This window comes from Xanthomonas boreopolis (genome assembly GCF_046529185.1).
Taxonomy (GTDB): Bacteria; Pseudomonadota; Gammaproteobacteria; order Xanthomonadales; family Xanthomonadaceae; genus Pseudomonas_S; species Pseudomonas_S boreopolis.
In genome coordinates this window covers 444,018-456,760 of sequence record NZ_CP097162.1, presented here as the reverse complement: position 1 = coordinate 456,760, position 12,743 = coordinate 444,018, and the positions used below count along the sequence as shown (strand labels likewise).

Here is a 12,743-nt window from a genome sequence, read left to right as displayed (position 1 = left end):
TTGCCTTTTTCCTATTCCCCAAGGAGAACCATCATGGCAGCCACATCGGCACCCACGAGATCAGTCCTGCCCATCGTCGTCCCGGGCCAACTCACGTTGCGGACCATCCGCGGCAAGAACGGCCCGTTCACGGTCGGCCGCCTTTCCACTCCCATCGGCGAGTTCGCCGTCAAGGACGCGGAACTGGAGCAGTACCCCGAAGGCAAGTACGACGGGGATTTCGTCATCCGCTACATCTTCGCGAAGTCCTACCCGGTCGCGGGCGGCGCGCGGTTTGAAGTCCGCGCCAGCCTGGACGGCATGACACTGAACGGCATCGACAAACTGAGCCGAGACGAGGCCCGCAGCTTCGCCACTCAAGAAGTCGATCCGCTCGATGAAGAGCAAGGTGTGCAGCCTGCGGCAATGCCGACCAAGCCCGCCAAGGCATCCAGGCCCGCCAAGCCTGCACCCGTGCAGACGTCCGCGGACCCGCTGGTCGATACCACGCCCTTCGGCGTGGACGCGCCGCCTGCTGCGGCTGCTGCCCCCGGCAGCACCGAGGATGGCGACGCCGCGCTGTTCGGCCTGTTATGGCCGCTGGGCGAGTCCGTGAAGCTGGATTCGACCATCGACCGCCGCGCCCTGCGCGCGCAGATCGCCCGCCTGGGCGAGATGGGCTACGCGCTGGACTTCAAGACGCAGGAGTGGAGCCGCCAAGCCGAACTGCAACCTGCGTGATTGCACATGCCGCATTCGCGGTGCTCGTCAACCGCCGCAGTACTGACGGCTTGAGTATCTTTCTTCCACCCCCTGGGGCGGCACTCGCCCCTACGGGCAGTGCTGCTTCAGCTCATCCAAGGACATCACCATGAGCCAGCACTACTTCGAGACTCTTCACAAGGGATTTCCCATCACTGTCGCTCTCGGCTGGGACCGGCCGATGCGCTACTTCTTCCTGGTCATCCACAAGCCTGCCGAGTTGATCGACAGCGCCATGAAAGTCGAGTGCGAGGATTTCCTGTACAGCAATTGGCACGAGGACGACCCGTTCGGCCACGGCCTGGATTACTACCGTGAAGTTCTGCGTCATTTCGGCATCGACGTGCCTGAAAGCATGTTCAGTGAAGTCCAGCAGGACTACGCCGAGAACGTCGGCAACCGCGTCGTCAAGCATGGGGCCGACGGCTCTTTCACCGAAGTCTGGCCCTGACGGCCTTTGCTCGCACGACAAGGGAGTTCTCCCCACATCGTGCGCATTCCTTCTCCTTCTGGGGCACTCGCTGCCCCTGCGGGCGGTGGTGCCCCTCACTTCATCGAGGACTCCACCATGGCTGCAACCACTTCTTCCACCACGCTGTACCGCATCGACGAATGCCCGGACGTGATGGCCGACGCCTGCGTCGGCGATGACCAGGGCAACCTGATCTTCCTGTCCATCTGGGCGCGCGACACCGCCGTCCAGCAGTTCCTCGCTCGCCTGACCCTCGGGCGCGACGAGCAGGGACTGGACCAGTTCCACGTCATCACCGACCAGGGCGGCAGCGTCCCGGTGTTCATCGGCAACGTCGATCGTCTGGAAAAGCGCATGACGCGCGCCTACCGGCGAACGCTGTTCGGATCGCTCTCCAACGTGTGGCTGTTCGACCGCCGCTGCGTCAGGCCCGACAAGGCCAACGCCAGCGCACTGGCATTGCTGCCCAAGGGCAGCGCCCACCGGCTTGACCGCCTGTGGATGCTGGTACGGGACACCTGCCCACTGCCGCTGCTCGACCACTGGCGCGAAACCGTGCTGGAACTGTTGCAAACCCGCGAGATGCTGGCCCGTCTTCCGTTCGCCCTCGGGCCACTGGAAGGCCATCGGCTCGCCATCGACGTACCGGCGCTGACCCTGGCGCTGGGCTCCCTGATCCGCAGTGACATGCTCACCGCCTATCCCTATCCGGCCAAGATTTGGACGCCGGAAGCGGTAGCGGCTTGACCCACCCGCGAAGGCACGCCTTGGCGTGCTCTCGCCCTTCATCCCCGCCAACCAGGAGACTTCCATGGCCCTCATGTTCCCGCGGCTCGCCCGCAATTTCGTCAAAAACGGGTACTTCCCCACGGATGAACCCACGCTCGAAAGAGCTCTCAACGCACTGATGCCCAGCGACGGGTCGATGTGCATCCTCGATCCCTGCGCCGGCGAAGGCGTGGCGATCGCCGAAGCCGCCCATGCCCTCGGGCGCGAGCAGGCCAAGGCATTCGCCGTTGAGTTCGACGCAGAGCGGGCACGCCATGCCCGCGGCCTGGTCGATCACTGCCTGCACGCGGACCTGATGGACACGATGATCTCCAAGCAGTCCTTCGGGCTGCTCTGGCTCAACCCGCCGTATGGCGACCTGTCCAAGGACGTCAACGGCAACATCGGCTATCAGGGCCAAGGCCGTGCCCGCCTCGAAAAGCTGTTCTACCAGCGCAGCCTGTCGCTGTTGCAGTACGGCGGCGTGCTGGTCTTCATCGTTCCCGGCTACGTGCTCGACGCGGAGCTGGTCGGCTGGCTGACGCGCCACTATGTCGATCTGCGCATCTACCAAGCGGTCGACAAGCAATTCCGGCAGGTGGTGATCTTCGGCCGCCGGGTGCGTCAGCGCGAGCTGGCACCCGACGGTCTCAAGGCCGTGCGCAATCTGCTGCTGCAGGTCGGGCTTGGCGAAGTCGAAGCCGAGGAGCTGCCAAGCGAATGGCCGTTCCTGCCGTACATCGTCCCCGCCAGTCCGGCCGAGCCGGAGCATTTCTTCCGCGTGACGATGGAGCCGGAGCAGTTCGCCGATGAAGTCGGCCGGCTGCAAGGCCTCTGGCCGTCGCAAGACACGCACCTGGGGGCCGCGCAGCAGTCGCTGCGCCCACCGGCGCGCGCCTTGTCCCACTGGCATCTCGCCCTGGCCCTGGCCGCGGGCGCGATCTCAGGGGTCGTGCGCTCCAAGACCGGGCGCGTGCTCGTCGTCAAAGGTGACACCCACAAGGACAAAACGCTCCAGCGGGAATTCACCGAACGCGAAGACGGCTCCATCGCCGAGACCCGCATCCTCACCGACAAGTTCGTGCCTGTCATCCGCGCGTGGGACATGACGCCCGGCTCCGCTACATGGGGCGAGGTCCTGACCATCCGTTAATCCACCGGACGCGCTGCCGTCCTGCTGTACCACATCGAAGGAGAAACACCCATGTTCTCAAGCCTGTTCAAGCGGCCCGCGCCGCAGAAGCACCCGTTGTTCGCACCAGGTACGTTGCAGTTGAGCGAGAAGGTGCATTGGCTGGCCCGCAAAGGCCTGATCGATCCCTTGGCCTATGTCCAGCGCCATGTGCGCGGTGACTGGGGCGAGACCGACGAGGCCACCCGACAAGCCAACGATGTCGCAATCCGCGGGGACGATCCGGTGATCTCCCACTTCAGGATCACGCCCGAACTGGTGTTGATCGTGAAAACCAGCGAGGACCACCAGACCACGGTGATCCAGCTTCCCGAAGAACGGGACATGATCTGACAGCACCATCGTCGTCTTCATCCACCTGCCGGAGCCACTTCACTCCGCCAGGGGTGTCGTGGCTCAATGACTCATCAAGGAGGAGCCCATGGCATCACATCGCATTGAAACCTACTGCCACAGGCTGGCGTTCCCCATCGGTGCACTCATCTTCAGCAGAGGCATCGACCGCCTGGTCCGCACGGGTCGCCTCGACCCGATCCCGTACTTCAGGCGCCACACCCGTGGCGACTGGGGCGACGTCAACATCCAGCAATGGCAGGCCAACAGCACTGCACTGCAATCGGGTGCATCGCTGGAATCCCGCTACGTGATCCATCCGGGGCTGGCCATCCGCATCGTCACCGATGCGCAGCGCAGCGCCACCGTCATCGTGCTGCCGTCCGAAGACTGAGCACGATTCACCAGCAGACCGCCACGGCCGGCAACTTCGACCACCTCGGCCAAGCGCCGATTTCCTTCCCACTGCGGGGCATGCCATTGCCCCGCTGGGGGGTGGTGCATGCCCCATTTTTCATTGGAGCATCACCATGTCCCTCGATCTCGAAACCACTGCCGCTGAAGCCGCGCCCGTACAGGGCGAACTGCTCGATGCGGAATCTTCCCCTCTGACCCTGAGCCTTCAGGATTTCGTCGGCGAGTTCGGCGACGAACTGCTCGACGCCCTCAACAGCGCCAACCCGCCGGTCTATAACGGCCAGCCGCAGGCGCACCGACAACTCGTCGTCGCCAGCCTCAAGCGCAAGCTGTTCCCGGCCCAGGCAGAAGTCGTCCACGCCGCCGCCGAGCTGCTGATCGACCGTGGCGAACGCGCCGCGATCGTCAATGGCGAGATGGGCTGCGGCAAGACGACCGTGGGCATCGCCGCGGCCGCCGTGCTCAACGCCGAAGGCTACCGCCGCACCCTGGTTCTTTCGCCACCGCACCTTGTTTACAAGTGGCGGCGCGAGATCCAGGAGACGGTGACGGGCGCCAAGGTGTGGGTGCTCAACGGGCCGGACACGCTCGTCAAGCTCATCAAGCTGCGCGAGCAGTTGAATGTTCAGCCCACGGGTCAGGAGTTCTTTGTCCTGGGCCGCGTGCGGATGCGGATGGGGTTCCATTGGAAGCCTGTCTTCACCCAGCGGCGCACCCGGCACGGCGACGTAGCGGCCTGCCCGGACTGCGGCACGGTCATCGCCGACCTCGACGGCGAGCCGGCCAACCCGGTCGCGCTCGAAGCCGAGGAATACCGCAGGAAGTGCAGCCATTGCGCCGCGCCCCTGTGGACGCTGATCCGCCCGCGCAGCCTGTCCGGCAGCGACCAGTCCTCGGCCGTGCTGAAAGCCCTCAAGCGCATCCCGACCATCGGGGAAGTCACCGCGCAGAAGCTGATGCAGAAGTTCGGTGACGGTTTCCTGGCCTCGATGCTGGGCGACAACATCCACGAGTTCATCAACCTCATGGACGGGAACGGCGAACTGGTGTTCTCGGATCGCCAAGCCACGCGCATGGAGCGTGCGATGGCCAACATGGAGTTCGGCTTTGGCGAGGGCGGCTACCAGCCGTCCGAATTCATCAAACGCTACCTGCCGCAAGGCACGTTCGATCTGCTCATTGCCGATGAGGCGCACGAGTACAAGAACGGTGGCAGTGCTCAGGGCCAGGCCATGGGCGTGCTGGCGGCGAAGGCCCACAAGACCTTGCTGCTGACCGGCACGCTCATGGGCGGCTATGGGGACGACCTGTTCTACCTGCTGTTCCGAGCCCTGCCTGGGCGAATGATCGAAGACGGCTACCGCCCGACCACGAGCGGCAGCATGACCTCGGCCGCGATGGCGTTCATGCGCGATCACGGCGTCCTGAAGGACATCTATTCCGAGAGTACCGGCACGGCGCACAAGACGGCCAAGGGCACCAAGGTATCGGTGCGCACGGTCAAGGCCCCGGGCTTCGGCCCCAAGGGCGTGCTGCGCTGCATCCTGCCGTTCACGATCTTCCTCAAGCTCAAAGACATCGGCGGCAACGTCCTGCCGCCGTATGACGAAGAGTTCCGTGAAGTCGCAATGGAAACGGCGCAAGCCGCGGCCTACCGCGATCTGGCAGGTCGGCTGACCGCAGAGCTGAAACAGGCTCTGGCGCGACGCGACACGACGCTGCTGGGTGTGGTGCTCAACGTGCTGCTGGCCTGGCCGGACTGCTGCTTCCGGCCGGAGACCGTGGTGCATCCGCGCACGCGCAACACCTTGGCGTTCGTCCCGGCTCAGTTCAACGAGTTCGAGGTGACGCCGAAAGAGCGCGAGCTGATCGAGATCTGCAAGGAAGAGAAGGCGCAGGGCCGCAAGGTCCTCGCCTACACGGTCTATACCGGCACGCGCGACACCACGTCGCGTCTGAAGGTGCTGCTGGAGCAGGAAGGCTTCAAGGTCGCGGTGCTACGCGCGAGCGTGGACGCCAGCCGCCGCGAGGACTGGATCGCCGAGCAACTGGACCGTGGCATCGACGTGCTCATCACCAATCCCGAGCTGGTCAAGACGGGACTGGACCTGTTGGAGTTCCCGACGATCGTGTTCATGCAGTCGGGCTACAACGTGTACTCGCTCCAGCAGGCGGCACGCCGCTCCTGGCGCATCGGGCAAAAGCTGTCCGTGCGCGTGATCTACCTCGGCTACGCGGCCACCTCGCAGATGACCTGCCTGGAGCTGATGGCCAAGAAGATCATGGTCTCGCAGTCCACCTCGGGCGATGTACCCGAATCCGGGCTGGACGTGCTCAACCAGGACGGTGATTCCGTCGAGGTCGCGCTGGCCCGGCAACTGGTCGCCGCCTGATCCCCACGCCAACGCCGGCCTAGCGCCGCCGGCTCTTCCTTGTTCCCACCTCGCAGCCACGCCCACGGTATCCGTGGACGTGGCTGTTTTTTTCATGTCGGCAAATCGGGCGCTGCCTGGTTCGCATTGTTTGCTGCTGCTCGTGGCCCGAGCGGCGATGGTGAGGGCTCGATGTTTCAGGACGACGCGCCATGTGCCCCTCTCCACCCTGGTTTCACCATCCCGAACGCCGCCTGCTGGCGGGTTTTTTCGGCCTGCTTTGGTCGGTGCTGGCTGGCGGCTGCGCGACGACGAGCGCGCCGGTCGCGCCCGACACCATCGAGGAAGTCTCGGCCGCGCCCGAACCCGAGGCACCGGAGTACATCCCCGTCGTGCGCTACGGCCGCTACACCCTGGTCGAGTTGGCGCCCACGGTAGCGCAGCGCGACCTGCTGTTGCAGACCATCGACGTGTCGATGCCCGACGATGCCCGCGCCACGGTGGGCGACGGGCTGCGGCATGTCCTCAAGCGCAGCGGCTACCAGCTCTGCGAGACCGCGCACGCGGTGATCGAGCTGTACGCACTGCCCCTGCCGGCAGCGCACCTGCACCTCGGCCCCATGACCTTGCGCGATGCACTGCTCACCCTGGCAGGTCCGGCCTGGGAACTGCACGCGGATGACCGCGCGCGGCAAATCTGCTTCGAGCGGACCGGCGACAGCATGACCGCCGACAACGCACCCATGCTGCCCGCCACCGAGCCGGTGCAGACGTTCCCGCTGGCGCCCACGGTATTGGGAGGCAAGCCATGAACGTCCCGCAACCCGCCCAGCGTTCAACCGCCGCCGTGGTGGTGCAGAGCCTGATGTGGCTGTGGCTGCTTGGCCTCAGTGTCCTCTTGGCCCTCGGCTACCAGACGATGAACGACCAGGCCGACCAGGAACGCCTCGATTCCCGCCTGCAACGCCTCGAAGCGCAGGCGACCGGCTTGGCCGAGACCATCGAGGCCATCCAGCAGCGTCCGGCCGTCGCCACGGCGGCGGACCTCAAGGACACCCGCCAAATCCTGGAGGCACGCGCAGCCCAGGTCGAGAAATCGCTGAGCGGCTATGCCGCAGCCGACGACCTTCAGGCGTTACGCGCAGAAGTTGAGCAGATCAAGACGCGCCAAACCGCCGCACGCGCCGCACCCGCCCAGCCACGCGCAACGAATAAGGCCGCCGCCAAGCCTGAACCGCCGCCGCTGCCGTTCCGCGTCGTCGGCGCCGAATTGCGTGCTGGCCAGCGCAGTGTCTCCGTCGCACCGAGCAACGGGGACTTTACGCCCGACCAGCTTCAGGTGCTGCTGCCAGGTGATGCGGTCGGCCCATGGCGCTTGCAGGCCGTCGAGGGAAGTACCGCGGTGTTCCAGGCCGGCGACCAGACCCGTCGCGTGGCGATCCCCTGACCGGAGCACACCACATGAAGCCGTCGATCTTCCTTTCCGCTCTCCTGCTGGCGTCCACCCAGTGGCCCGCCTGGGCGCAGCAGCCCGCCACGGCTCCCGCCCGCAATGCGCAAAGCCAGGAGCGCCCGCTGGCCGCCCGCATCCTGGACGACCGGGTGGCGAGCGACTGGGGCCTGCAACCGCAGGAATGGGCGCGCTACCGCGAACTGATGGACGGGCCGCTGAGCATCTACTCGCCCAACCTGGACCCGCTGTCGGCCCTGGGCATCGAGGCCCGCACCGACGAGGAACGGCGCCGCTACGCAGAACTGCAGGTGCAGGTCGAGGCGCGCCGCGTCGAGAAGCTGCTTGCCTATCAGCGCGCCTACGACGAGGCCTGGCAGCGCCTGAACCCCGGCATGCAGCGGGTGAACCTGCCGGACGACAAGCCGGTCGCCGGCGCCACGCGCGGCTCCGGCCGCACGGCAGTGTTCGTCAAGGACGGCTGCGTGGCCTGCGGCCAGCTCGTGCAGCGCCTGCAATCCTCGGGCGCCGAATTCGACCTGTACATGGTCGGCAGCCGCCAGGACGACGCGCGCATCCGCGACTGGGCCAAGCGCGCACAGATCGACCCGGCGCGCGTGCGCAGCGGCAGCATCACGCTCAACCACGACGGCGGCCGCTGGCTAACCTTGGGGGTGCCCGGCGATCTGCCGGCGGTCGTGCACGAGGTGAACGGCCAATGGCAGCGCCAGCCGTAGCCGCTCTCCTGCGCGCACTGGTGCTCGTCGCTGGCTTGTGCGCCTGCGTCGCCCAGGCCCAGGAAGTTCCGCCACCGGCCTACCAGCTCGCCGCGCAGCGCGCAGGCATCCCCTCGACGGTGCTCTACGCCGTGGCGTTGCAGGAGAGCGGCATCCGCCGAAACGGGCGCATCGTCCCGTGGCCGTGGTCGCTCAATGTCGCCGGCCAGTCGCGCCGCTATGCGACCCGCGCCGATGCCTGCGCGGGCTTGCAGCAGGTGATGCGCTCCACGCCGCACACGCGCATCGACGCGGGCCTGGGCCAGATCAACCTCGGCTACCACCAGCCGCGCTACGCCAGCGCGTGCGACCTGCTGGACCCGTACCGCAACCTCGCCATCGCCGCCGAGATCCTGCGCGAGCAGCACACCCCCGGCGAGGACTGGTTGCTGGCAATCGGCCGCTACCACCGTCCTGCGGGGGGCGAGCCCGCCGCCCGCTATCGCCGCAGCGTGTCGCGCCACCTTGCCCGCGTGCAGGGCGCGCGCCCAACCGTCGCGGTCCTCGCCGCGCGCCAGGAGACATCCCCATGACGAAATCCCATCTGGCCCATTTCTCGGTGAAGGGCCTGCTCGTGCTGCTGGCGGGTCTGCCGCTGGCCTCGCTTGCCGGCGAGCCGCTGATCGTGGTCGAAGACCGCGGCGGCGCGTTGGCGCTGCCGTACTACGAAGCCCTGAACCTCCAGCCGCGCGCCAACGCGCCGGCCCGGCCGCCGATCCCGACGCCCCAGGTTCCCGCCACGCCGGCAGACGAGGCCGCGATGCTGCCGGTACGCAGCGCCAAGCTCACGCCCGGCGCCGTCGCGCGGCGGGTCATCGAGGCTCCGGGTCTGCGACCTTTCGTGGTCGTCGGCGACGACGAAACTTCCCGGGCCTGGCTGCGCCGCCAGGCGGCAGCGCTGCGCGAGCGCGGCGCGGTCGGCCTGGTGGTCAACGTCGAGACCGTGCAGGGCCTGGCGCGGCTGCGCGCCCTGGTGCCCGGCGTACCCCTCGCGCCCGTGTCCGGCGACGACCTGGCCGAGCGCCTGGGCCTGCGGCACTACCCGGTGCTGATCACGGCCACCGGCATCGAGCAATGAAGCCATGTCGGGAAAACAGCCGGTCGAGGTTCTGCTTCGCCCAGCGGTGGAGCTATACACCGTTGCCGCATGCGCGGGCGCCGCGTTTCTGTCCCTGGTGGCCCCATGGTCGCTCGCGCTGAGCCCCGCCATGGGCGTCGGCAGCGCGTTGGCGTTCGGGGCCTACGGTGCCATCCGCTACCGCGATGCTCGCGTCATCCTGCGCTACCGGCGCAACATCCGCCGCCTGCCGCGCTACGTGATGACCAGCAAGGACGTGCCGGTCAGCCAGCAGCGGCTGTTTGTGGGGCGCGGGTTCCTGTGGGAGCAGAAGCACACCCATAGGCTCATGCAGACGTACCGGCCGGAATTCCGCCGCTACGTCGAGCCGACGCCGGCCTACCGCCTGGCGCGGCGTCTGGAAGAACGGCTGGAGTTCGCGCCGTTCCCTCTGTCCCGGCTGTCGAAACTCACCGGCTGGGACGTGCCTTTCAACCCGGCGCGGCCGTTGCCGCCGGTGGGCGGCCTGCCGCGCCTGCACGGCATCGAACCCGAGGAGGTGGACGTCAGCCTGCCGCTCGGCGAGCGCGTCGGCCACTCGCTGGTGCTGGGCACCACGCGCGTCGGCAAGACCCGGCTGGCCGAACTGTTCGTGACTCAGGACATCCGGCGCGTGAATGCCGCAGGCGAGCACGAGGTCGTGATTGTCATTGACCCCAAGGGCGATGCCGATCTCCTGAAGCGGATGTACGTCGAGGCCAAGCGCGCGGGCCGCGAAGGCGAGTTCTACGTCTTTCATTTGGGGTGGCCGGACATTTCCGCGCGCTACAACGCCGTGGGCCGCTTCGGCCGCATCAGCGAGGTGGCTACCCGCGTCGCGGGGCAGCTTTCCGGCGAAGGCAACAGCGCAGCCTTCAGGGAGTTCGCGTGGCGCTTCGTCAACATCATCGCCCGCGCCTTGGTGGAACTGGGGCAGCGCCCGGATTACATGCTGATCCAGCGGCACGTCATCAACATTGATGCGCTGTTCATCGAGTACGCCCAGCATTACTTCGCCAAGACGGAGCCCAAGGCCTGGGAGGTGATCGTCCAGATCGAGGCCAAGCTCAACGAGAAGAACATCCCGCGCAACATGATCGGGCGCGAGAAGCGCGTGGTGGCGCTGGAGCAGTACCTCTCGCAGGCGCGCAACTACGACCCGGTGCTGGATGGCCTGCGCTCGGCGGTTCGCTACGACAAGACCTACTTCGACAAGATCGTCGCATCGCTGCTGCCGCTGCTGGAGAAGCTCACCAGCGGCAAGATCGCGCAGCTCCTGGCCCCGAACTACTCCGACCTGGCCGACCCGCGCCCTATCTTCGACTGGATGCAGATCATCCGTAAGAGGGCCATCGTCTATGTGGGACTGGATGCGCTCTCCGACGCCGAGGTCGCCGCAGCGGTCGGCAACTCGATGTTTAGCGATCTCGTGTCGGTCGCCGGACACATCTACAAGCACGGTATCGACGATGGCCTGCCGGGCGCATCGGCCGGTGCGCGCGTGCCGATCAATGTCCACGCCGACGAATTCAACGAGTTGATGGGTGACGAGTTCATTCCGCTGATCAACAAGGGCGGCGGTGCCGGCCTGCAAGTCACCGCCTACACGCAGACCCTCTCGGACATCGAGGCCCGCATCGGCAACCGCGCCAAGGCAGGACAGGTCATCGGCAACTTCAACAACCTGTTCATGCTGCGTGTGCGCGAGACCGCGACCGCCGAACTGCTGACCCGGCAACTACCGAAGGTCGAGGTCTATACGACCACCATCGTCAGCGGCGCGACCGACAGCTCGGACATTCGCGGGGCGACGGATTTCACGTCGAACACCCAGGACCGCATCAGCATGTCCAGCGTGCCGATGATCGAGCCGTCGCACGTCGTCGGCCTGCCGAAAGGCCAGTGCTTCGCGCTGCTGCAGGGCGGTCAGCTTTGGAAAGTGCGCATGCCGCTGCCGGCGCCGGACCCGGACGAAGTAATGCCGGCGGACTTGCAGCAACTGGCCGGGTACATGCGCCAGAGCTACAGCGAAGCGACGCAGTGGTGGGAGTTCACCAGTTCCCCGGCCTTGCAGGACACTGGCCTGCCCGACGACCTGCTGGATGACGCCGCTCCGGCCGAACCTCCCGCGGTAGCCACTGCCACCAGCGATGGCACGGGCGACGAGGCCTCGCCATGAAGGACGCCGCCTCGACTGCGCAACGGGAGCAGAACCAGCGTCAGGGCCTGATCGTCGGCACCATCACCTTGCCGTTCCGGCTGCTCGGGGTGCTGATCGGCTCGCTGCTGTTCTCGATCGTGGTCGAGTGCGTCGGCATGCACCTGTTCTGGAAGGAGCAGGGCTGGCGGCACTCGCAGGAGATGCTGCAGTACGAACTGGGGCACCTGTCGAGCCACTTCACGCGCAGCGTGGTCGTGCAGGAGCCGGGGCGCACGGCGCACGAGTTGGTGGACACCGGCTACGAATGGGTGTTCATGCGCTCCGGGCTGCTGGAGCGCATGAGCCAGACCGCCGAGCGCGCCCGCGCGCCCAGCCACGGGCAGACGCGCAACTTCCGCTACTACATCAGTCAGGTCTATGTCTGGGCCGAGAATTACCTGATTGCCGCGGCCTTCACGACGCTCACGTTCCTGGTGCGCCTGCTGGTTCTGGTGCTCACGTTGCCGCTGATCTTCACCGCGGCGTTCGTTGGGCTGGTCGATGGCCTGGTGCGGCGGGATGTGCGCCGGTTCGGCGCAGGCCGGGAATCCGGTTTCATCTACCACCGGGCGAAAGCCAGCCTGATGCCGCTGGCCGTACTGCCGTGGGTCACGTACCTGGCCTTGCCGATCTCGGCGCATCCACTCCTGATCCTGCTGCCGAGCGCCGCCTTGCTGGGACTGGCCGTGAGCCTGACCGCTGGCAGCTTCAAGAAGTACCTGTAGGTGCGACACCGCAATTCGCAATGAAGACTTGCTTAGGTGCTCGACTTCTTAGAAAGAAGTCTTGCTCCCGACCCACCACGATTTTCCGTAGGGGCAGGGTCAACTGCCCAAATTGAAGGCGCACTTCTTGGGTTTACGGCAATTTGCCGGATGCGTGGAACTGCTGGCGGACCACATGTATGGATAAACCTTCTGCATGAG

The 12,743-nt window shown here is 66.4% G+C and carries 14 protein-coding genes; all 14 read left to right on the top strand.

Going from position 1 to position 12,743, the window contains the following annotated elements:
• Nucleotides 1–33 precede the first annotated feature (33 nt).
• The 14 genes from M3M27_RS02000 (at nucleotide 34) to M3M27_RS01935 (ending at nucleotide 12,542) form a co-directional block, all read left to right on the top strand.
• Nucleotides 34–720 carry a DUF3275 family protein gene (locus M3M27_RS02000; RefSeq protein ID WP_217109989.1) on the top strand — a complete coding sequence of 229 codons (687 nt, stop codon included), beginning with the start codon at nucleotides 34–36 and terminating at the stop codon, nucleotides 718–720.
• A 130-nt stretch (nucleotides 721–850) separates the two neighbouring features.
• Nucleotides 851–1,192, top strand: a complete 342-nt coding sequence (locus tag M3M27_RS01995; protein WP_217109988.1) for a hypothetical protein — start codon at nucleotides 851–853, stop codon at nucleotides 1,190–1,192.
• A 117-nt stretch (nucleotides 1,193–1,309) separates the two neighbouring features.
• Nucleotides 1,310–1,960 carry a hypothetical protein gene (locus M3M27_RS01990; protein WP_217109987.1) on the top strand — a complete coding sequence of 217 codons (651 nt, stop codon included), beginning with the start codon at nucleotides 1,310–1,312 and terminating at the stop codon, nucleotides 1,958–1,960.
• A 64-nt stretch (nucleotides 1,961–2,024) separates the two neighbouring features.
• Nucleotides 2,025–3,134 carry a DUF6094 domain-containing protein gene (locus tag M3M27_RS01985; protein WP_434026992.1) on the top strand — a complete coding sequence of 370 codons (1,110 nt, stop codon included), beginning with the start codon at nucleotides 2,025–2,027 and terminating at the stop codon, nucleotides 3,132–3,134.
• Nucleotides 3,135–3,185: 51 nt separating this feature from the next.
• Nucleotides 3,186–3,506, top strand: coding sequence for a methyltransferase (locus M3M27_RS01980; protein WP_217109985.1), 321 nt, complete (start codon nucleotides 3,186–3,188; stop codon nucleotides 3,504–3,506).
• A gap of 88 nt (nucleotides 3,507–3,594) precedes the next feature.
• Complete coding sequence (locus M3M27_RS01975; RefSeq protein ID WP_033448819.1) at nucleotides 3,595–3,900, top strand: hypothetical protein; 306 nt, start codon at nucleotides 3,595–3,597, stop codon at nucleotides 3,898–3,900.
• 136 nt (nucleotides 3,901–4,036) lie between these two features.
• Nucleotides 4,037–6,316, top strand: a complete 2,280-nt coding sequence (locus M3M27_RS01970; protein WP_434026991.1) for a helicase-related protein — start codon at nucleotides 4,037–4,039, stop codon at nucleotides 6,314–6,316.
• Nucleotides 6,317–6,507: 191 nt separating this feature from the next.
• A complete protein-coding gene (locus M3M27_RS01965) occupies nucleotides 6,508–7,107 on the top strand; it encodes a PilL N-terminal domain-containing protein (protein WP_217109983.1) in 600 nt (199 codons plus the stop codon).
• Nucleotides 7,104–7,742, top strand: a complete 639-nt coding sequence (locus M3M27_RS01960) for a hypothetical protein (protein ID WP_217109982.1) — start codon at nucleotides 7,104–7,106, stop codon at nucleotides 7,740–7,742. Before M3M27_RS01965 ends, M3M27_RS01960 begins: the two co-directional genes overlap by 4 nt.
• 14 nt (nucleotides 7,743–7,756) lie before the next feature.
• Complete coding sequence (locus M3M27_RS01955) at nucleotides 7,757–8,482, top strand: TIGR03759 family integrating conjugative element protein (protein WP_217109981.1); 726 nt, start codon at nucleotides 7,757–7,759, stop codon at nucleotides 8,480–8,482.
• Nucleotides 8,464–9,054 carry a transglycosylase SLT domain-containing protein gene (locus tag M3M27_RS01950; RefSeq protein WP_217109980.1) on the top strand — a complete coding sequence of 197 codons (591 nt, stop codon included), beginning with the start codon at nucleotides 8,464–8,466 and terminating at the stop codon, nucleotides 9,052–9,054. Before M3M27_RS01955 ends, M3M27_RS01950 begins: the two co-directional genes overlap by 19 nt.
• Nucleotides 9,051–9,599: an integrating conjugative element protein gene (locus tag M3M27_RS01945; RefSeq protein WP_217109979.1), complete on the top strand. Its 549-nt coding sequence runs from the start codon at nucleotides 9,051–9,053 to the stop codon at nucleotides 9,597–9,599. The genes M3M27_RS01950 and M3M27_RS01945 overlap by 4 nt, the downstream gene beginning before the upstream one ends.
• 4 nt (nucleotides 9,600–9,603) lie before the next feature.
• Nucleotides 9,604–11,796: a type IV conjugative transfer system coupling protein TraD gene (gene traD, locus M3M27_RS01940; RefSeq protein ID WP_217109978.1), complete on the top strand. Its 2,193-nt coding sequence runs from the start codon at nucleotides 9,604–9,606 to the stop codon at nucleotides 11,794–11,796.
• Nucleotides 11,793–12,542 (top strand): TIGR03747 family integrating conjugative element membrane protein, encoded by a 750-nt coding sequence (locus tag M3M27_RS01935; RefSeq protein WP_434026990.1) that lies wholly within the window; start codon nucleotides 11,793–11,795, stop codon nucleotides 12,540–12,542. Before traD ends, M3M27_RS01935 begins: the two co-directional genes overlap by 4 nt.
• The last annotated feature ends 201 nt before the right edge of the window (nucleotides 12,543–12,743 follow it).